Origin of the sequence: Haloferula sp. BvORR071 (assembly GCF_000739615.1) — a bacterium.
GTDB lineage: Bacteria > Verrucomicrobiota > Verrucomicrobiia > Verrucomicrobiales > Akkermansiaceae > Haloferula.
Genome location: NZ_BATP01000020.1, coordinates 107003 through 128239 on the forward strand (window position 1 = coordinate 107003; position 21237 = coordinate 128239).

Genomic DNA, 21237 nt, shown 5'->3' on the forward strand with positions numbered 1-21237 from the left:
GGCCCTGAAGAGCAGTGGGCCTTTGGCCCTGATAGATTGGGTGAATATCGGGATGGAGGGGGCCTTTCTTGGGAAGGTGGGATGAGGGTGAGGTGGGGATCTGACGATGCGGCTTGTGGCCGCGAAAGTGCGACGGTCATAGACGCGCCGCTACAGGGGAGAGTCCGAGGGGCTTAGCTTACATCAAGACGGAGCCGATGTGGTTTTCACCTGACGGCTCCGTGGTGTTGTTGATGCGTTCGCTGGCGGGATCGGAAGACGGAATGGCCGGCCAATCCAGATCGTGGTTATGGCGAATGTAGTCGACGAGGGCAAGGAGCAGGCCGGCAGTGAGTAGCCCCATCGCCGTGTAGAGGATCCAGCCCCATTTGTCCGAAGGCCAACGCAGCATCGGAATCCAATCTAGGGGTTCAGGTGTGGGCGTCAACCCAGCTGCGAAGTTGTTGCTGTCGCGCTTTGGATGAGGACTGCGGGCGGAGTGGTTAGAGTTTGCGGTTTTCAAGCGGACAGAGTGTCCGCTCTCCGCAGGGGCCGCGGGTTGGGTGGCAGGTCCTCTCTTACTCGCTCTTCTTGGTCGAGACGGCTTCGATCTTCTCCTCAACTTTCTTTGCGGTTCCGGCTTCGATGTCGATGGCTACGGACATGGATCCACTATAGGATGGGGTGGCTGCCGCGCCGGTGGGAGAAGGGCCGGAAATGGTGAGTGAGAGGACATTTCCTTGCCACTTGGCGGGCACCGACTGGCTGCCAACCAGAGGATTTCCTTTTTCATCGTTGGGCTTGGGCAGCTTGAGGTCCTTCCAGACTTCCTTGGTCCGGACGAAGACGTGGGTATCAAGGTGTTGGGGGTTGCCCACGGCGAAGGCGACGGCATCCGAGCCGGCGGACCAGAGGATGCTGCCTTCCTTGATCTCGCCTTGCTTCAGGTCATCTTCCACGGCCAAGGTCAGGAAGAGTTTGCCTGAGACGCCCTCGAGCCAGACCTTGTCGGGCTTTTCAGGATGTGGCTGGACGAGCAGCACCAGATCACCCTTCGGCGAAGGGTAGCGCTGGACGGGTGTTTCTTCAGCCGCACTAACGGGGCTGAGGGCCAGAAGGCAGGAGCAGAGGAGTGTGGTATGGAATGGTTGCATCCATCACTGTGCCACGGTTTCTGCCCGGTTCAAGATGGGGAAGTTTCAAGGATCCCGCGGAACAGGGATCGAAGGCAGGGAAAAATGCGGAGGCGACTCTTCGTGGGTGTGGATGCGTGACTCGCCTGCAGCTTGGTTCCATCTTGAAAGGCCCCCTCCCCTGCCCTAGCGCTTGTAGAGCCCCTTGCAAGCAAGTCAGCGGAAGAGCAAGCGTCTGAAGAAATGAACCAAGCGCCACAGGAGTCGACGCGAAAGATCCGGATCGAGAAGCGGAGTGAGAATGCAGAGTTTCTCCGGCATCCACCATCCCAAGGAGCTCCGGGGCCGATCTTTGATGCGCTGGCAGCGCGCTTTCCCGCTTACGTGGTTGCAGGCAACCGGATCGAGTTGCATCGCGCCTTGGACGATCCTGCGCTTGAGGAACTGATGGCAGCGGCGATCGAGGCGGGACTAACCCCGCAGAAGCATCGAGCGGATGTGCCCGCCCAGGTGGAGATCAGCGATTTCCGCGTCTATACGGCCGCCGAGATTGATAGCGCACCTCTGCTAACGTGTGAGGGTCACGATCCCTTCATCGGCTCTGTAGTCTTGGATCCGGAGTCTCCAGCTGCCGGGCTGCGATTGAAGCGGGATCAATGGTTCAAGCGATGCAAGAAGCGGCAGTTCGGATCGATGGTGAACCTCTACCACCTGCTGGCGGTGCGAGGCGCGGCGAAGCAGGCCATGGAGCTGGCCGAGCTGCGCGGCCTGAAACTGATGATGATGCCAACCGATTCAGCGACCGGAGAGTGGCCGGAGGAGATCGAGCCGCTGCATCTGATCTGGTCGGAATGGGTGCTCCCTGAAGTGAATAACGAGCTCTTCAATAACCAGCACGAGGTTTTCCGTTCCAGCGAGCGGGATTTCACGAACTTGCAGAGCGGGTGCTTTTTGCTCGATGGCCACAAGATCTCTCCCGCTCTCCGCTACCGGGCCTTTGACACTTCATCGTTCGATGTGGCGGTTACCCGCGAGCGCTTCGGAGGGACGCAGCAGTGCTACAGCCAGATCGTGTATAGCCAGCGGGCAAGGCGAGTTCTCGAACAGCTCGATTCGAAGCTCATCTTTCGACCGGTGGAGATTCGTTGAGGCGGGAATGGTCTTGAGGGGCCTTGCGGCGGATCGCGCGGCATCCTCCCCTGAGCAGGGCGCAGGCCGCCATCAGCCCGATCGCAAGCACCCAGAGGACGACGAGAAAGGCGAAGAAGTAGGCGATTGAGAGCGGGTCGGGCATGGAAGCAGATGGCGAGAGGGTTCGGCTACTTGCCGTAGAGCTTGGCCATGCGCCGCATCAGTTTCTCGAGCCCGGCGTAGTAGTCGTCTTCCTTGAGCTCCTTCTTGCGTTGCCGCAGAGCTTCGATCTCGGCTTCGAGCTTGGTCCGCTCTTCACGGGCAGCGGGAGCAAGCGGATCTGCACTATCACCGAGGAAATGAATCTCGCGGGCCAGGGAGCCATCGGCTGCGGGGCCCTCGGCGCGGAGGCCTTTGAACTTGTCGGTGCCGGTTCCCTTACCATCGCCGTTGTCATCGATGACGGCATGCTCGGCCACGACGCGCTGGGCGTCGTCGTAGAAGGCCTTGGTAGTAGCGGAGGCGTGAAGGACAGCCTCTAACAGGGATAGCGAGCCATCGAGATCCAGGTCGGCGTCCGCGGAGTTGAGGGAATCGGCGAGCTTTTCACCGAGGCGCGCGTAGTTGCGCTCGCCGCCGCGGCTGGCGCTGACGATGACGCGGTCCTTCCCCGCCAGCGGCTCGACGAAGGGGCCGCTGGCCGAGAAGAGATTGAGGACGATGAGGCGGCGCTGGAAGGGCTTGAGGAGTTCCGCGACTTCCGTGGCCTCGATGTCCGGGCCGCGGAGGTTGAACTTGGCGGAGCGGCCGTCATAGGTGCCGTGGCCGATGAGCACCAGCCAGAGGTCGCCGCCGGTCTTTGGCAGGGCGGCGATGGCTTTGCTGAGACTTGGCTTGTCGCCATCAGCAGGCTCGTCGCCGAGGCCGATGGTGTTTGCCTCCATCTTCGCCTTTGCCGCGAGATCCTGCCAGACCTTGGCCTGGCGGCGGAATTCATCCTGATAGAGCGCGTTCCCGGGCTCCCCGATGACGAGGAGCAGGGCGCGCTTCTCCTCCGCCGCGTGCAGGAGCGGTGCCGCGGTGATCAGGAGGAGAGTGAGCAAGGTCTTCATGCGAGTTTCTTCCAGCGGCGCAATGACCACTCGCCGATGAAGCAGCCAAGTGCGGCGGCGAGCCACCAGGGCGAATGCCACAGGGGCTCGGAGCGGGTCTCGGTGATCGGGACCGGCAATTCATCGAGCGACCTAACAAATTCATCCAGCCCAGCCGGAGAGAGCACGCGGCCGCCGGTGGCGGTGGCGAGGCGGGTCATCGCGTCCATGTCGGGCTTGAGGGCCAGGTATTCGTCCTGGAGGGCATTCACGACCCAGCCGGTGCTGGCGGTCTGGGCCGGCCGGGTGCCGGCGGCGCGGCTGGTGGCCTCGGCGAGATAGGGGCCGGGAGCAGTGTCGGTGTGGAGCGACTCTAGGATGCCGGGAGTTTCGGCATTTGGCCGCGGGGAAAGCGTGGTCCAAGTCTCGTCAGGACGGCGGACGCGCAGGGCGATGCCACCGGATTCGGCGGGCTGGAAATCCTCGCCTAACAGACGGGTCGTGATCTGTTGGCCACTGGTCGCGGTCTCCGCTTTGACGGCGAGCGGGCGGGGCACATCGGAGAGCAGCCAGCGGGTGAGCTGCCGCCAGGTCTTGTCCATGTCCGCATGCGAGTTCGCATCGTGCAGGCCCCAGCGCCAGAGATCGGTGGCGGCGATCACGGCGGTATGCCCGCGGCCGTAGCGGCGCACGGCAAGTGCGGGGCTGGGCGCATCGGCGGACTCGAACTTGCCGACCTCCATCGCGCCGGGGCGGATCGCGGGGAGGCGGTGGATATTCTGGAACTCCGGCATCTCGCGCAGGCGCCGCTCCTCTTCCGCCTCGGTCTTGCGAAGGCGTGCCCATGGTTCTAACAGGCCTTCGCGGGTCAGCACGAATTTCCCCGAGGAGGGGGCATCGCCAGGTGTCGCGGGATCGAGGTAGACCGGCAGCATCTCGCCGATGGCGGTTTCCTTGTAGCCGCCGGCATCCAGCGACTCCATGCCGCCGAGCATGAGGACGCTGCCGCCACGCTCCGAGACGTAGCGCTGGAGCAGGCGCTGCTGGTCGCGGGTGAAGAACTCCGCCTCGAGGTCATCGAGGATCACCGCATCAAAGGGGAAGAGCCCGGCGGAGGTTTTTGGAAAGCCCTTGTCGAGTTCATCGCCGTCCTTGGTATTGAGGCGCATGAAGACGGCTTCATCGAAGCGCTCGGCGTTCTCCTGGTCGGCGAAGCCGCGGTAGAGCGGATTGCTATTCTCCCCTTGGCGGCCCCTCATCTGGAATTTCGGCTCGCGGCGCGCGATACGGATGACGCTGGTGAGGCTGACATCAGGGTCGTCCTCAAGCGCGCGCTGGAGGAACTTGTGCTCGAAGTTCGGCCGACCGCCGATGTAGAGCACACGGTAGGGGCCGCTATCGCGATTGGCGGCGACCATGCGGCGGTTGTTCTCCAGTGTGGCTTCTTGCAGGGGCTCGGCCGGCTTCACCGCGACTTCGAGGAAGGTGGTGCCAGTGGCTTCGGGGCGCACCTGGAAGCGAGGGTTCCAAGTGGCTTGGTCCCCGGTGAAATCGTGGCGCAATTCTTCGAGCACCTTGCCGCCGCGTTCGCTGACGGTGGCAACGACGCTCTTCCCGGCGAGGCCGAGCGCGGTGATCGAGGCGTCGACGAGGATCGGTGCGTCCTCGAACAAGGTGGCGCGCGCAGTGGCACTGGCGACGGAGAGATCCAGCAGAGGCTTCTCCGGTGCGATGACCAGCGGGAAGATTGGTGGCAAGCCGTCCTTCATCCCGGCGAGTGCGGCGGTGTCGGTGGGGCTGCCATCGGTAACGACGAGGATGCCGGCAAGCGGGCGGCCTTGATAACGATCGCGGGTTTCGCCGAGGGCGCGAGCCAAGGCCGAAGCATTGCCCTGGAAGTCCAGCGGTGCGCGATGATGGAGGCGCTGGTTGAAGGAGAAGCGATCGAGGATGAAGTCCTTGCCGAGCTTCTCCTGCCAGCCTTCCGGCTTGGGTTCGAGCAGGGCGTTCAGGCGGTCGGCGCGTGACTTGCCATCGGCCTGATCCTGCAAGCTCATGCTGCGACTGTTGTCTAAGAGCAGCGCCCAGTGATTGGTGCCGGGGCGGTTGTGGGTGCGGACGATTTCCGGGCGCAGCAGGAAGAAGAGCAGCAGCGCAAAGCCGAGCCACTTCAAGCCACCGGCCAGCCAGCGGATACGCAGGGGAATCCAAGGCTTGCCCCGGTAGCTGAAAAACAAAGCGACGGCGATGAGCACCAGCCCGATGATGCCTGGCAGGATCCAGCCGCTTTCAGGCCAGACTATTCTCATGTCTGCGATGATGGGGGTGTCGCTCATTTCCCCAATTCTTCAAAATAGCGGCGGACCACTTCATCATATCGCTCCGGCACGGGATCGCGGCCGACGGGAGCGAGCGGATCCTTGCGGTCGAGTTCGCGCAAGCGGGCATCGATCTTGCGGGCCGCTTCGGCGAGCGGGCGCACGACTTCCTTGTTGAGCTTGTCCTGCCCGGGCTCCAACGAGTGACGGGTGAAATCGCGCCTCATCTCACGGCCCGCTTGGCGCGCGCGGGAGACGGCGGCCTGGGCTTCTGGATCTTCGAGCATCGTTTCAAGATCAGCCAGGCGTTCATTCCACTGCTGGAAGTTGTCACCGGTGATTGGAGAGTTGCGGGAGCCGCCCCTGCCATCGCCGCCGCCTCGGTTGGAGCGGTTGTTAGGTCCGGGTTGGTTGCCCTGGCCGGGCTGGTTGCCGGCTTGCTCGCCGCGTTGGCCTTCACCGGGCTGCTGTCCGGGTTGGTTGCCTTGGCCGGGTTGATTGCCTGCTTGCTCGCCGGGTTGGCCTTGGCCGGGTTGTTGTCCGGGTTGGTTGCCCTGGCCCGGTTGATTGCCTGCTTGTTCGCCGCGCTGGCCTTCGCCGGGTTGCTGCGCGGGTTGGTTGCCTTGGCCCGGTTGGTTGCCTGCTTGCTCGCCGCGCTGGCCTTGGCCCGGTTGCAGTCCGGGTTGGTTGCCGGCTTGCTCGCCACGCTGGCCTTCGCCGGGTTGTTGCCCGGGTTGTTGCCCGGGCTGGTTGCCGGCTTGCTCGCCGCGCTGGCCTTCGCCGGGCTGCTGTCCGGGCTGTCTTTCTCCCGGGTTCTGCGGTGTTTCTCCGCCCGCTTGTTCCGCGAGTTGCTGCAACTGATCGCGGGCGTAGCGGAGTGCTTGCGCCTCGTCACCCAGCACGCGCTCGGCGGCACCCTCGATCTCGCGTGTTAGATTGGAAATCCCCTCGGCCGCGCGGTCGGAGGCGGGGCTCTTGCCGCCGGACTGCTCCATCTGTTCGAGGGAGCGGGCAATCTGGTTCTGCTCCGCTCCGCGGAGTGCTTCGGAGAGATCCTTCGAAACCAGCGGCTCGGCACGCTCGGCGGATTGCGCGGTCTCGCGCACATTCTCCATCAGCTTCTGGAGGTCCTCGCGCTGTTGGGCGATTTGCGGGGTGGCGGCGTCCGATTCCCGCAAGCGAGGAGCGCGTGGAGCCTCCGCTTGTTCGTCCGACCCGGCGAGCTGCTGTTGGCGTTCCTCCAGGGCCCGCGCATCCTTTCGCAGGTCGCGAAGTTCTTCCGCCAACTGCGCCGCGCTGTTTTGGCGGAAGTCATCGTGGACTTCCTCCAAGCTCTCCTGTGCGCGGCGACCGGCGGCGAGTGCCTCACCCAGCTTGTTCTCCGAGAGCTGCTGGTTTGCCTGTTGCGCCCGTTCACGGGCTTCATCGAGCGCATCGCTGCGCGGCTGTTGAGCGGCATCGCGCGCAGGATCATTCGTCTGCTCGCGAAGCTGATCGACGTCGGCGAGCAAGTCGCGCTGCTGCTCGCGGAGCTGCTTGAGCTGGCGCTCGACTTCGGCTCTTTGCTCGGGCGTCTTGGCCTCGGCGAGGGCATTCTTAAGGGCCTGGATCTCCTCGTTCAGATCGCGCTGGCGCTTGGCGAGCTCCTCCAGCTTGCGGAGTGTGTCCATGGCCTGGGCCGCCGCGCCACCGGCTGGCGTTTCGGGTCGCGCCTGGCGTTCGGCTTGATAGGGTGTCTCCTTCCGTTCCAGCTCGAGTTCGTCCCGCTGCATCTCTTCGGAGGCCGACGAGGATTGCTGACCGGCATTCTGGCCGGTCATGACCATCGTCTCCGAACCCATGAGCTGATAGAGATGCCGCAGTGCAACCTGCTCGTGGCTGATGGCTTCCTCCAGCGGAGCGGCGGAAGCCTGCTCCTTCGCCTTGGTTAGATCGTTCAAGGCATCCTTCATCGCCAAGCGCGCATCGGTGATGTGCTGGCGGACCGAGGGATTGGTCTGCTCCGCCTCCACGGCGGCCGCGGTTTCGATCACCATTTCTTGTGAGCGCCGCAGGGTTTCCAGCTCCTCCTTTTCGGGCGGGGTATCGCTGATCTCCGCATGGTCGCGGCGAATCGCCCAGGTGGCGTTGAGGAGCTGGGTCTCGGTCTTGATCAGGTCCGCAGCACCACCACCCTGCTGGCCTTGCTCGCCCGCCTGCTGTTGCTCCTGTTCGCCTCCGGGCGGCGCGGCTTGCTGACGATAGATCTCGTCGAAATCCCGAACGCGGACGATGTGGATGTCGCCATTGACCCGACGCTTCTTGCCATCCGGTCCCATGTCCTCGGCCCATGCATTCCACATCAGGATGTCCTTCGGCTTCGCGCCCGCGGCCTCGAGGTCGATGAGTTCAGAAAGCGGCGGCAGCTTGCCACCGTTGGCGAGAGGTGTCTCGAGCTCATGCCACTTCTCGCCATCGATGGTGAAGCGGAGCCCCTGCGCGAGCAGGCCGGTGTCATCGGTGATCTTCGCTTCAAGCCGCACTTCCTGGATCGGCGTGGCCTTCTCGTTCTTCCGCGGCAGCACCACCTTCACGACCGGTGCCTTGTTCGGCAGCACCTTGATGTCGAGCAGGTCCTTGCGCGAGTTCCGGCGTCCGGCGCTATCGGTGAGGACGAGTTCGTAGCGGACGCTTTCCTTTGGCGTAAGGTCGGCAAGGTAGCGCGCGGGATTGGTGGGATCCGCCGTGAGCTTCAGCGGCTCCTTGCCCTTTGCATTCAGGGTGGCGGAAAGTCCGGGCAAGTTCGCGGTGAAGGAGAGCGCGATCGCCGTGCGCTCGGGCACCTGGATCGCGCGCGGATCCTTGATGGTTTCAGCTGGCTTCGCAAGATGTTCAGGGAAAGTCAGCAGCGCCTGTGAACTGACCAGCGCGGGCAGATCGAAGACCCGCACCTTGAAGGAGCGGCTGCTGCCACCCGCCGTCACGATCCGGTAGTCCAGAGGTCCGGGCACGGCAGTGAGGCGGGCCTGGAACACGGGCTCAGTGAAAGGTCGCGTCATGGACAGCGAGCGGACCTGTCCCGATTCGTCGGTCGTCTCGAGCGATGCCTCGGCGGGGATGCTGGTGCCAAAGCGCGCTTGGACGGTCAGCGGGCTGCCACGTTCGATCTCGATATCGCCTGGCTCAACCGCGATGTCGAGAGGCGCGGTGACCGCCGCATTTGCCTCCGGCGGAGTGGTGGTGACATGGCTCGCGGCGGGCCCAAGGGCCAAGAGGAGGGCCAAGGCCAGGATTCCGACGCCGGTGAAATTCAGCGCCCGCAGTCCAGAGACACGCTGATGCGGCACCAGCTCGAGCCATTCATCACGCTCAGCCGCTGCGACCGACTCCACGAGCAAGCGAAGTTGGAGATAGTTGAAGGTGCCGCCCTCCGGATGCTGGTCGAGCGCCGCGAGCAAGGCGGTTCTCAGCTCCGGGTGCTTCGTTTCCACCAGCTTCGCGACTTCGCGCGGATTGCCCAGGCCGCTGCGGCTCCACATCCAGATGCCTGCGGAGGCCAAGCCTAACAGCGGCAGCAAGGTCTTGGTCAAGGTGCTGAGCGGAACCCCGGAGCGCCACAGCAGGATCCCGGCGATGAGGCCCAGCCACCAAGTCACGGCGAGCCCGCCGTGGAGGCGCTGCTGCTGCCGTCGCCGTGCGAGTTCGGCAAGGATGGCGTGCAATTGGCGGATCATGACGTTGCGGGGTTGGCGCGGCGGCCGGCGAAGGCAGCCCACGCGGTTTCGGCGAGATAGAATAGCGCGGCGGCGACGAGCAGCCACCAAGCGATGCGCTGGCGGCTCTCCTGCTCGGCACTGGAAAGGGTGGCGGTCATCGGATTCCCCTTCGCGATCACGGGCTCATCAAGAGGCAGCCCAAGCGCGCGAAGATCAGCCTCGGGCAAGGGTGTGAGTTCGGATTCGGAGGGATCGATCTGGATCGCGATGCGCCGGTCGCCCACGGCATGGATGCCGGGAGTATCGAGCCCTTCGTGGCCGACGAAATACACACCACGACCCTGTCCGGCATTCGCGATGAGTGAATGCAGCAGCGGCGCGAACTTCGTCGTCAGCGCCAGCTGGCTATCGGCGGGCCGCCAGGTCGTGGTCAGCACGTGGAGTGTTCCTTTCCCAAGGGGATAGCTCACCCATGCCGGATCGCCGCTGTCATAGCGGGCGAGCACTGTGCCCGGCGTGGTGAGGGCCTCGGGTAGCACCCGATACTTCCAGATGCGAATACCACTGAAGTCCGAGTAACGGGGATCGCCGAAAGGTGCAAAGACGGGAGACTTGAAATCGATTTCACCGAAGCGAGCGTGATCCTTGACCACGGCTTCCGTCGCCGTTGCATCCTTCACTTCGATGAGTTCGCCAAGAAGCTTGGCGGAGGCGGCATCGCGAAGAGCCAGCAAGGCGGTGCCACCCGACTCGATCACCTTCCGCAAGGTGCCGCTGTCTCCGGGCTTCCCATCCGTGATCGTGAGCGCCGGGGCCTCCGTGGGCGCCTTGTCCACGATCTCCACCGCGTAGTCCGCAGTCGGCTGCATCGCGCGGCGGAGAAAGTAAGTGGTCTCCTTGGTGTCAGTGGGCTCGCTCGGATCGGGGTGCCAAATCTTCACCACGGGCAAGGCCGAGGTGGTCCAGGCCGCTTCGTTGTCGAAGGCATAGTCGTCGCCGGTCAGGGTAAGCTTGCCCTCGTCGGGGACGCCCGCGGGAGCTTCGAAGATGGCGCTTTCGCCGGGCGGCACGGAGATCGCGGTCTTCGCCGCGCTGCCACTCCACTCCAGGGTGAAGGAAGACTTCGCCGAGCCCGCAGCATTGCTCACGCGGGCACGCCGGACTTGCTTCTCCAGTGGCAGCATCTGCACTCCGGCATTGGTCCAGCCTTCATTGGGTGTCAGGGGATGAAGCACGATGCGCAAGGCATCCGGCCATGACTCGCCACGCAGCCGATCCAGCGCGGAGCCCTTCTGCAAATCACCGAAGAGGTGGACTTGGAGTGGCGCTTCAGCACCGGCCGCGGCGACTGCGGAGAGGATCGCGTCGTCGAGATGGGTCGCTTGCCAATCGGCCTTCGCCTCGCCGAGCAGCGAGAGCGCGCTAGACTTTCGCTCGGCGGGCACCAGTTCGCGGGCACGCGCCGGATCTAACAGCATGTGGAGACGGTCCGAAAAGGTACCGAGCGCGATCGCATCGCCCTCGGGCAGCTTTCCGATTTTCTCGCGCGCGGCGGCCAGCGCCTTCTCCAGTGGGTCGCCACGCATGCTGGCGCTGGTGTCGATCAGGATGAAGTGAGTCACCGCAGCAGCGGGCGGGGCCGGCGAGTCTTCCTTCGCCGGGAAGAAGGGGCGCGCAAAGGCAAGCACCATGAGGGCGAGCGCGAGACAGCGCAGGATCAAGAGCAGGACATCCTGCAGGCGCGAGCGGCGTTTCGTGATCGGCGGATGATCCTCGAAGAACATCAGCGAGGAGAACGCGACCGTCTCCTTCGGCCGGTTCTTCCGCAAATGCAGCAGGACCGGCAGTGCGAGCGCTGCCAGTCCGGCGAGGAAAAATGGAGCGAGGAAGGCCACGATTTATGAGCTGCTCTTGCGGTCGATGCGTTGGCCGAGCGATTGCCGGTCGGAGAGATAGGTATGCAGTGCGGTCTCCAGCGACCGGTCGGTCGGCAGCAGGTGATGGAGGATGCCGAGCGTGTCGCACATCGACTTCAGGCCCTGCTGGTGCGCGTTGAACTTCTTGAGATAGCCGGCGCGCAACCGGTCGGGATCGGCAGGCAGGACGCGACCGGACTCCATGTCCTCGAAGTTCACCGTGGAGTCGAAGGTGAAGCTGATCTCCGCGGGATCGAGCGTCTGCATCAGGCTGATGTCATGGCCGCAGGCCGCGAGTGCGGAGAGCGGGGCTTTGAGTTCCGCCAGAGGAGTGAGGAAATCGGAAATCACGAAGACCAGTCCGCGCATGCGGCCCCGCGACAGGATCGCATCGACCGGAGAATTCAGTGCAGCCCCGATGCCAAGCGCGGGCTTGTCCAGTGCGGCGAGGATGGCGTGCAGGTGTCCGCTGCGATGGCGTGGCGGCAGATAATCGCGCGCCACTTCGTCATAGGTGAGCAGCCCGATTTCATCGCCCTGCTGGTGCAGGAACATCGCGAGGGTTGCCGCCAGAGTGCGCGCGTATTCGAGCTTAGTGTAGGACTTCGAGCCATAGCCCATCGATCGACTGAGATCTAACAGAACGTGACAACGCAGATTCGTCTCTTCGCGGAATTTCCGGATGAAGGACTTGTCGCGCCGCGCCAGCACCTTCCAGTCGAGATAGCGGATGTCATCGCCGGGGACATACTGGCGGTATTCGGCGAACTCCGCGGAGAAGCCGTGCCGTGGGCTGCGGTGAAGGCCTTTCCAGAAACCCTCCACCACCGTGCGTGCGCGCAGTTCGAGGCTGCGGACGCGCATCAAGGCCACCGGATCGGTGATGTTCGAAGCGCGGGGGGATGAGGGGTTGGAACTCATCAGGGCAATGGCACATGCTTGAGCAGTCGATCCACAATGCCCTCCGGCGTGATGCCTTCGGCCTCGGCGCGGAAATTCGGCAGTATCCGATGGCGCAGCACGGGATGGGCAAGCGCGCGGATATCATCTGGCGTGACATGGCTGCGACCGCCGAGCAGAGCACGCGCCTTGCCGCCGATGACGAGGCATTGTGCGGCACGCAGGCCGGCACCCCAGTTGACCCACTCGTTGATGAAGTCCGGCGTGCCCGCGCGGTTCGGCCGGGAGGCACCGACCAGGCGCACTGCATAGCGCGCAGTCTCCTCCGCAATCGGCACCCTCCGGACGATCTCATGGAAGGCCATGAGGTCCTCGCCGGTGAAGAGCGCCTCGATCGGTTCCGGCCGCTTCGAGGTGGTGCTGGTGACCACTGCCACCTCATCGTCCTCGCTGAGGTAGTCGATGCGGATGTCGAACATGAAGCGGTCGAGCTGCGCCTCCGGCAGCGGGTAGGTGCCTTCCATCTCCACCGGGTTCTTGGTGGCCAGCACGAAGAAAGGCTCCTCGAGTGGATAGCGCACGCCCGCCGCGGTGATCTGGTGCTCCTGCATCGCCTCCAGCAAGGCCGACTGGGTCTTGGGCGGCGTGCGGTTGATTTCATCCGCCAGGATCAGGTTGGCGAAGAGCGGACCCTTCACGAACTCCAAGCGCCGCCCGCCATCCGGCGACTCCCCGAGGATCTCCGTGCCGGTGATGTCCGCGGGCATCAGGTCGGGAGTGAACTGGATACGCTTGAAGGACAGATGGAAGAGCCGTGCCGTTGATTGGATCAGCAGGGTCTTCGCCAGTCCCGGCGCGCCGGTGATCAGCGCATGGCCGCCCGAGAGCAGTGCGATCAGCAACAGCTCGATGACCTCGTCCTGGCCGCGGATGACCTTGGCGAGTTCCTTGCGAATGCGGTCCCGCCCCTCCGCGATGCGGCGGACCAGCTGTTCTTCCGTGGCGAGTGAATCGTTGGCGGCAATCATGTGTTAGAGTCAGTGGGTCATCGAATAGACGACGATGTTGATGCCCATGGGAAAGGCGAGCTTCTCGCTGAATTCGGCGAAGTAGTAGGGATCCTCGCCCTCACGCTCCCAGCCATCGCCGAGGTCGGTATTCTGGCAGATGATCACCATCAGGCGGCCCTTCTGGTCGAAGATGCCGTGGAAGTGAGCGCCTCTTGCGCCCTTTTCCCAGAAGACGCCGGTGTAGCGGCCGCGGAGCGCCACTTCGATCGCGGGGATCTGCGGCTTCACCTTGAGCGGGAAGACCGTGCTGAAGATCGGGTGATCGAGTTCCAGTTCCTTGATCGCCAGATCAGGAAAGACCTTCTTCATCTGGTCGCGAGTGTTCTCCCACTCGTCGTCGCCCCAGAAGTCGTCGATCATCAGGAAGCCGCCATTGAGCAAATGCTCGCGCAGGATCTTGGCTTCTTCCTCCGTCAGATCGAGCGAGCCGGTCTCGAGAGTATAGAGAAAGGGATACTTCTTCAGCTCGGGATCGAGGATCGGCAGGATGATGGGCTCCGGATTCACACGAATCGCGGTCATCTGCTGGAGGCGGAAGGAGAAATTCAGATCGCTGTCCGGATAGTCCGTGGCCCACTTGTAGTGATTCTCGGGGCGCAGGCGGACGAAGCGGAAGGTGTCATCCGGGAAGCGCGGATCATTGTGCCAGCGCTCCACGCCGTTGCGGTCACCGAGGCTTGGCTCGCCGCGACGGCCACGACCCCAGCGGCCTTGGCCGGAAGAATCGGCGACGAAGGCGCAGAGCAAGAAGCTGGCGATGGCGAGAGCAGGCTTCATGGTGAAGGGGCAGCGGGAAAGGTGCTGAGAAGTTCCAAGGCGGCCTGGAAGCGGGGATTCTCTTCCAGTGCTTGCAAGACCTGGCGACGCGATGCCCTGGGGTCGGACTTCCGCAACAAGGTCGCGAGCTCGTAGTGGATGCGGCCGGCATCGCGGGGCTCCAGAGCAAGCAGCGACTCCAGCGCTTCGCGATTGCCGCGCGCATCGCCGGATTCCATGGCGGCGGCGGCCAGGGTGCGGTAGGCATTTTCCTGGAAAGGATTGGTCTGAAGCATTTGGTCGCCTTGGGCCGCTCGTTCCGCGGCGGAAAGCTTCCCACCGAGCTCCAACAAGCGCGCCGCGGCATCGGAGGCATTGGAATCAATCGCCAGCAGCTTCAGCAGTGCGGTGCGTTCCCCCGTTTCATCGCCCAGACCGCGGCAGGCGAGTGCGAGCGACATGTAGGGATTGAAGGCCTCGCGGTTGTTCGGCTCGGCAGCGATGAGCTTTTCCAGCAGCAGCTTCGACTCCTGCCATTTGCGCTCTTCGGTCAGGGCGGAAACCCGCATCATGGTGGCGGCGTAGCGCTTGGGATTTGCCGCGACCCACGCGGCAGGATTCTCGCGGTAGGCGACGTATTCCTCGTCACCGAGCGGCGACCAGTCGAGGTCAGGGCCGTAGGCTTTGGCGATCTTCCGTGCGTAGTCGAGGAAGTCCTTCTCCATCTCCTCGCCTGGCTTTGTGTGCTTCGCGATTGCATCAGCGACCGGCGTGCCGGCAGCAAGATCGGCGAGGATGCCACGCATTGCCTTGATTCCAAAATTGCGGACGATGTACTCGGCGACCAAAGAGGAGTGGTAGTAGCCGAACATGATGTCCTCGCCGGCGAAGGACTCATCGAGCTGGCTGACTGGAGGGACCTCGCCATCAAGGAAGCGCTGGCGGAACTCCGCGGTCATGCCCTGGCCCCAGCCTGCGTGGACCTCACGCTCCTCAAACACACTGATGCCCTCGGAAAGCCAGCGCGGGATGCGATGGCGGCTGGCGTCGAGGGTGATCGTGTGGGCCATCTCATGCCAGAGCACCGCTTCCCAATTCGCCCGGCCCAGACGGCCGCGCGGACTGGTCGCGGTGATCAAAGGACCGAAGCAAACGCCGAGGAAGGACTCGCCACCGGGCAGGCCGAAGGTGCGGATCGCGAAGTCCTCCTGCTTTGGCAGCATCTCCACCATCACGGGAGCGGCGAGCTTGATGCCGTATTTGTCGGCAAGTGTCGTCTTTGCCCGCGCCGAGAGCTCCAGCGCACGGGTACCGAAGACGGCCATGTCTTCGGGTGACATCCGCAGACGCACGCCATCCTTCTCGCGCACCGGGTAGTCCTTGAGCTTGTCGCGCAGAGTGATGAGGTTGAAGGCGGCGACGCTGTAGGGATCCTGCTCGTGCGCCATGGCGACGTTCTGCCAACCGGCTTCAAGCTGGCCGAAGCGCAGTTGATTCGATCCGAGCTCAAACAAGATCGAGGGCGATAGCGGATCGAGCTGCCGCGCTTCCTCAAGATACTTGATGCCTTCCTCGAAGCGATACTGGCCAGCCAAGGCCGTGCCGATGATTTCGGGCACACGAGGATCTTCTTTGTCGATCTTCCTAGCCCGCTCGATCGCAGCCTCGGCGTCCTCTTCTTGATCCTGCACGAAGGCGATTGCCGCCAGACCCGCCCACGCTTCGGGATGATCCGGATTGATGGCGAGCACCTGTTGCAGGACCTCCTTGGCTTCTTTGAAAGACTTGCGGCCCGTCAACTGGGTCGCCTTGTAGAGCAGGGCTGCGCTGTGCTTGGGATTCGCTTTCAGCGCCAGATCCAGATAGCTCGCGATTCCGGGTTCGCGATTCGCGGCGGGGAGTTCGAGCCCCGCTTGGGCAAGGCCCAGGTTGAAATCCGGATCTCCGGGAAAATGCTTCAGGCCCTCGCGGAAGTATTCCGCGGCGAGTTGCCGGTCGTGGTTCGCCAAGGCGAGTTTGCCGAGGGCACGGTAGGGCTCCCGCCCTTCCGGATCGATCTTCTTGGCTGGCTCCAGCAGCCGATCCAAGACCATCTTTGCATCCACGCGATGCTCTAACAAAAGCTCGGCGAAGGCAACGGTGCTCCGGGACTTGCCCTTGGCTGGCCGGGGCTCCTCAAACCTGGCGGCCCGCTCCATCAGGGCCGCGGCCTGATCCCGCTCACCGCTTGCGCGCAGGGCACGCCCGGCTTCCAGCGCGAGCTCGGGATCGAATGCCGCACGGCGCCCCAGCTCATTCACGCGCTCGGCGGCCTCTTGGTATTTCCCGGTCTCCAGCAGCGTGCGGATCTCCAGTGCGACGAACTCAGGATAATTTGCGTCGGCCTCGGTTGCCTTCCTCGCTGCCGTCAGGCTGGCCTCGTAGTCGCCCTTGAGAAAGGCAGTCCGCCCTGCCTCGATGGGAATGGGAGCCGCGGCAGGAGCAGGTTCCTGCGCGCAGACCGGGCCGTGCAAGGCCGCCATCGCGATCGCGACTCGCCAGCAGCGCTGAAGGCCTCGTTCCCACGTCATAGCCCAAAGGGTAGCATTTGGCATGCACTCGGCACGGAAAACCCGAGGGGATGGGGAAATTCCGGAAAGCGGGAGATCATCCGCAAGAAGAGGACGTTCCTTGGCTCATATTCCGGCAAAGCGAGGCACCACCAGAAAGAACGCGGCCTTGGGGGCCGGCCGCGTTCTTTCTCGGGGGCTCTTCACTCATTCCGCAAGCAAGCCGGCGGCAGCCTCGGGAATATCGAAGCTGGTGGAACCAACTCCGGTGAATGAGACCTTCGTGGTGCGGTTGACGTCGCGGTCCTCGCCGTTGAAATTCATGCGCCCGGTCAAGGTGAGTTCGTAGCCGCTCAACACCCCGTTCGTGACGGTGAAGGTGACTGAGCCGCCGGCACCGCTGACTTCCGGCGGATTACCGCCTCCGCCTTGGCCACCACCGCCGCCCCGACGGCCGAAGCCGCGGAAGGACATGAGTTCTTTGGCGGTCGCTTCATCAAGCGTGCCCTTGTAGCTGCCATTCTCCAGCTTCAGGTCTTTGGCCTTGGTTGCCAGCTCCTTGGCATCGGTAGTCGGCTCGCGGAGGTTCTGCACCATTCGCGCGACCCAACGGCCAGCGCCCTGTTCTTCGGCATCGGGATTCGGCACGACCCAGGCACCATCGCGCTGCATCGCGGCCTTGCCCTTGCGGGAGAGCACTTGGAATTCCTGATCGCGCCCCGGCATGGTGACGAGGATGTAACCGCCCGCGCCCTTTTTGCCGGAAGTCGTGCGATCGCCGAAATTGCCGCCGAAGGAAGATGTCTGGCTCCACGCATAGCTGGTGGCTGCGGACAGCTTCTCAGCCGCCGCGGACAGCTCGGTTGCGACATTCGCGGCGGGAGCTTGGCCGGGGGCCGCAGGTGGCGTCGCTGGCGGAGTTTCCTGGGCCGTGGCGCTGGCAAGGAGGACGAAAGAGAGAGGCAAGAATTGGAGGAGTTTCGGTTTCATGACAGATTTGAAGGTCCAGCAGGATGAAACCCTCCCTCCTGAAAAGAAGTTGCAGGATGTTTTGTCATTAGCGGCGACCGTGAAAAGCGCTGCTCCAAGACCCGCCGCAACCACCAGCTTCACAAAAAGTTCAAATCTTATGACTTTCTAGTCATCTCGATAGATGCTGCGATTCGCCTCCGAAACTGCAGTTCTCGATATGATCGATTGGCACTGGATTCTTCCTCTCCTCCTCGGGATCTATCTGATCCACGGTGGGATCAAGCGCTGGGCGCATGGGGTCGCGGAACTGGTGGACCCGATCGTGGTCGGGGTGCCCACTGGCTTCGTGGGATACCTCGCGCTACGCCTGATCATCGGCTACAAGGAAGTGACGGGCGTCGCGGCGCGGGTGATCGCGGGCTTCTACTTGCTGCTGGGAGTGGGCTGCCTGGGCTTTGCGGTTTTCGCGTTCTCCCTCTTCAGCTTGACGCCAAAGACGGCCCCGGCATCAGCCCCGAAGGTCGCAGCGAATCAGAATCCGGATCCGGCGAATCCGCCGATCGTCCCCGCTCGGGAGCTTCTCCCGCCGCCCTCCATGCCCCAGAGGACCGATCCGCAGGCACAGCCTGCTGCGGATGCGAATGCCGGCAGCATCGAACGCATGTCGAAAGATTGGCTGCCCCCGGGGATCGAGCGAAGGCAGCACAAGTAGGCGCGGGGGAGCGATCGGAGGGATGAGGTCGCAAAGCAGTCCGAAAGCCGCCTGAAAGAATGGTTTCCTGTCAGGCGTTCCCGATAGGCTCCCTGCTGATGAACCCCAGATTCCTTGCCGCTCTTTTTCTAGTCGCTCCGCTGCATGCGCAAGAGGCGCTGCCGGTGGAGTTGCGTTGCGAGTATCACCGCAATCCCTTGGCAGTGGGGACCGCGAAGCCACGGCTTTCGTGGAAGCTCAAGGCAGCGAATGAAGGGGCGCGCGATGTCACGCAGAGCGCCTATCAGATCCAAGCCATTGCGGATGGCCAAGGCGGCGCGGAATTGTGGAACAGCGGCAAGGTTGATTCTGCGGCCACTTCGCAGATCGAGTGGGCCGGGCAGGCGCTGGCTTCCCGGCAGCGGGTTCACTGGCGGGTGCGGGTCTGGGATGGGAAGGGCACGGTATCGGCTTGGAGTGAGCCGGGGGATTTTGGCATTGGCCTGTTAGATCCTGTGGATTGGAGCGCGCTGTGGATCAGTGCGAAGGATGATGCGGCCTTCACGACGACGGAGAACGTGCAGAACTTCGTGGGCGATCCCGAGCGCGGGAGCTTGATCCTCACACCCGCGAAGTATCTGCGGAAGGAATTCGAAGCGCCCATGGTCACGCGGGCGACTCTGCATGCGACGGCTCTGGGCGTTTACACCATCGAGCTGAATGGCAAGCGGGTCTCCGATGAGCGGCTGGCTCCCGGCTGGTCCGCCTATCAGCGGCGCTTGAATTACCAGACCTACGATGTGACCCAGCTGCTGCAAGCCGGCAAGAATGCGATTGGTGCGACCTTGGCGGACGGCTGGTATGCGGGCTATGTCGCCTATGGCCTGCTAACAGGTCAAGAGGGCTTGGTGTCTGGAGTGAACGGCCGCTACTACTATGGTGTCTCGCCAGCGCTGCGGGTGCAGCTTGAGCTGGAGATGAGCGATGGCACGCGGCAGACCGTGATCAGCGATCCGAGCTGGAAGAGCTCGCTTGGCCCGATCACCGAGACGGACATCCTGATGGGTGAAGCTTACGATGCCCGCAAGGAACTCAATGGCTGGTCCAAGCCAGGCTTCGATGATTCCGCGTGGCAGGCCGCGGTGTGCAAGACCGGCACGAATGCCAAGGTGGACCCGCATCCCGGCAATCCGGTCCGCCCGATTGAAGAGATCGCGGCCAAGTCGGTGCGGGAGCAGTCACCGGGAGTCTTCATCTTTGACCTCGGCCAGAACATCTCCGGGCTGGTCCGCCTGAAGGTGAAGGGCAAGGCGGGCGACAAGGTGAAGCTGCGCTATGCCGAGGTGCTCCACAATGACGGCCACCTGAGCACGGAGAACCTGCGCTGTGCCCGCGCGACCGATACTTATACTCTCAAAGGCGATCCCGACGGGGAGACCTGGACGCCGGAGTTCACCTATCATGGCTTCCAGTATGTGGAAGTGAGCGGCTTCCCCGGCACGCCGGACAAGGATGCGATCACCGGGATAGTGATTCATTCGGATACGCCTCGGCACGGTCACTTCGAGTGCTCAGACCCTATGCTGAACCAGCTCTATCGGAACATGGTCTGGACCCAGCGGGCGAACTTCTTCGAGATGCCCACCGACTGCCCGCAGCGTGACGAACGCATGGGCTGGACCGGTGATGCCCAGATCTACGTCCGCGCCGCGACCTTCAATGCGGACATCGCCGCCTTCTACACCAAGTGGCTGCGCGACCTGAACGACGACCAGTGGGACTACGGCGCGTATCCTCCGTATGCGCCGCGTCCCCTCGCCCGCCCGAACGAGCACCACGCCGCGGGCTGGATGGATTCCGGTGTGATCTGCCCTTGGACGATCTGGCAGGTCTACGGCGATACGCGTGTCATTCGCGAGCACTGGCGCAAGATGAATGACTTCATGGAGTGGCGTGCCGCCCGTGATCCTAGCCTGGCAGGCGCAACGGATGATTGCGGCTTTGGCGATTGGCTCTCCGTCGGAGCGGTGAAGACGCCGATCCCCTTCATCGACCTCGCCTACCATGCCTATGACGCGCGCTTGATGGCGGAGATGGCTGGAGCGATCGGCGACAAGGGCGCTGAGGCCCGTTATCGCGATCGCGCGTCCAAGATCGCGGCAGCTTTCCAGAAGCTTTACCTCAAGCCGGATGGCAGCCTCGTGGTGCACAATCAATCTGCTTACGCGATGGCGCTTTTCTTCGACCTCATCCCCGAGGCGCAGCGCCAGCAATCGGCTGCACAGCTTGCCAGTCTGGTGCAGGCCAATGGCAACAAGATGAGCACCGGCTTCCTCGGCACGCGGCCGCTCTTGCCCGCGCTCTCCGCCACTGGGCACCACGACCTCGCGGGCATTCTCATGCAGCAGAAGGAATATCCGAGCTGGGGCTATGAGGTGGAGAACGGAGCCACCACCATCTGGGAGCGCTGGGATTCCTACATCAAGGGCCAAGGTGTCCATGAGCCGAGCATGAACTCCTTCTCCCATTATGCCTTCGGCGCGGTGTGCGAGTGGATGATGTCGGATCTCGCGGGCATCGACCGCGCAACCCCGGGCTTCGACCGCATCCGCATCGCCCCGCGGCCCACCGGTACGATCACGCAGGCTAGCGGCGGCATGGAAACGCGGCATGGTCCGCTCTCCTGTTCATGGAAGATCGATGGCGATCATTTTGTCGCGGACGTGGTGATTCCGCCGAATACCACGGCGGAGATCACCTTGCCGGTGAGCGGCGAAATCTCCGAAGGAGGCCAGCCGATCCAAGGCCGCCCGGGTATCCGCGAAATCAAGGGCCAGCAGATCTTGGCTGGCTCGGGGAGCTATCACTTCAGCGGAAAACGCTGAGGGAGGCTGGGCGCTCAAGCTTTGACTTTTCGCTGACTGCCTCTCCCCCGTCCGTGGGAGCTGTCAGAAAAACGCGAAAAAGCGCGAAACTCGCGGTGTGAGGATTTGGACACTGCCCCGGCAGTCCCATCATAGCCGAATCGGAAATCCG

At 63.5% G+C, this 21237-nt stretch carries 14 protein-coding genes; 3 read left to right on the top strand and 11 right to left on the bottom strand.

The window, feature by feature from the left end; translation table 11 throughout:
• Positions 1-178: 178 nt before the first annotated feature.
• Both BV071_RS09550 and BV071_RS09555 read right to left on the bottom strand, forming a co-directional pair.
• A complete protein-coding gene (locus tag BV071_RS09550) occupies positions 179-391 on the bottom strand; it encodes a hypothetical protein (RefSeq protein ID WP_035605561.1) in 213 nt (70 codons plus the stop codon).
• A 166-nt stretch (positions 392-557) separates the two neighbouring features.
• Complete coding sequence (locus BV071_RS09555) at positions 558-1133, bottom strand: hypothetical protein (RefSeq protein ID WP_035605564.1); 576 nt, start codon at positions 1131-1133, stop codon at positions 558-560.
• A 222-nt stretch (positions 1134-1355) separates the two neighbouring features.
• Between BV071_RS09555 and BV071_RS09560 the strand changes: the two genes are divergently transcribed.
• Positions 1356-2261, top strand: coding sequence for a hypothetical protein (locus BV071_RS09560; protein ID WP_035605567.1), 906 nt, complete (start codon positions 1356-1358; stop codon positions 2259-2261).
• 170 nt (positions 2262-2431) lie between these two features.
• On the opposite strand, the gene BV071_RS09565 is transcribed toward BV071_RS09560, so the two are convergent.
• The 9 genes from BV071_RS09565 to BV071_RS09605 form a co-directional block, all read right to left on the bottom strand.
• Positions 2432-3355 carry a hypothetical protein gene (locus tag BV071_RS09565; protein WP_035605570.1) on the bottom strand — a complete coding sequence of 308 codons (924 nt, stop codon included), beginning with the start codon at positions 3353-3355 and terminating at the stop codon, positions 2432-2434.
• Positions 3352-5670 (bottom strand): hypothetical protein, encoded by a 2319-nt coding sequence (locus tag BV071_RS09570; protein WP_035605573.1) that lies wholly within the window; start codon positions 5668-5670, stop codon positions 3352-3354. Before BV071_RS09570 ends, BV071_RS09565 begins: the two co-directional genes overlap by 4 nt.
• Positions 5667-9365 (bottom strand): hypothetical protein, encoded by a 3699-nt coding sequence (locus BV071_RS09575; protein ID WP_265594272.1) that lies wholly within the window; start codon positions 9363-9365, stop codon positions 5667-5669. Before BV071_RS09575 ends, BV071_RS09570 begins: the two co-directional genes overlap by 4 nt.
• Positions 9362-11242: a VWA domain-containing protein gene (locus BV071_RS09580; protein ID WP_035605580.1), complete on the bottom strand. Its 1881-nt coding sequence runs from the start codon at positions 11240-11242 to the stop codon at positions 9362-9364. The genes BV071_RS09575 and BV071_RS09580 overlap by 4 nt, the downstream gene beginning before the upstream one ends.
• Before the next feature lie 3 nt (positions 11243-11245).
• Positions 11246-12184 carry a DUF58 domain-containing protein gene (locus BV071_RS09585; protein ID WP_075090873.1) on the bottom strand — a complete coding sequence of 313 codons (939 nt, stop codon included), beginning with the start codon at positions 12182-12184 and terminating at the stop codon, positions 11246-11248.
• Positions 12184-13191, bottom strand: a complete 1008-nt coding sequence (locus tag BV071_RS09590) for a MoxR family ATPase (protein WP_035605583.1) — start codon at positions 13189-13191, stop codon at positions 12184-12186. Before BV071_RS09590 ends, BV071_RS09585 begins: the two co-directional genes overlap by 1 nt.
• Before the next feature lie 9 nt (positions 13192-13200).
• Complete coding sequence (locus BV071_RS09595; RefSeq protein WP_035605586.1) at positions 13201-14010, bottom strand: DUF4159 domain-containing protein; 810 nt, start codon at positions 14008-14010, stop codon at positions 13201-13203.
• Positions 14007-16559, bottom strand: a complete 2553-nt coding sequence (locus tag BV071_RS09600) for a tetratricopeptide repeat protein (protein ID WP_035605589.1) — start codon at positions 16557-16559, stop codon at positions 14007-14009. Before BV071_RS09600 ends, BV071_RS09595 begins: the two co-directional genes overlap by 4 nt.
• A gap of 186 nt (positions 16560-16745) precedes the next feature.
• A complete protein-coding gene (locus tag BV071_RS09605; protein ID WP_035605592.1) occupies positions 16746-17528 on the bottom strand; it encodes a hypothetical protein in 783 nt (260 codons plus the stop codon).
• Between the two features lie 163 nt (positions 17529-17691).
• On the opposite strand from BV071_RS09605, the gene BV071_RS09610 reads away from it, so the two are divergent.
• Positions 17692-18222 (top strand): hypothetical protein, encoded by a 531-nt coding sequence (locus tag BV071_RS09610; RefSeq protein ID WP_035605594.1) that lies wholly within the window; start codon positions 17692-17694, stop codon positions 18220-18222.
• A gap of 98 nt (positions 18223-18320) precedes the next feature.
• The gene (locus BV071_RS09615; protein ID WP_075090874.1) at positions 18321-21086 is read left to right on the top strand and encodes an alpha-L-rhamnosidase; all 2766 of its coding nucleotides are present in this window, start codon (positions 18321-18323) and stop codon (positions 21084-21086) included.
• Positions 21087-21237 lie beyond the last annotated feature (151 nt).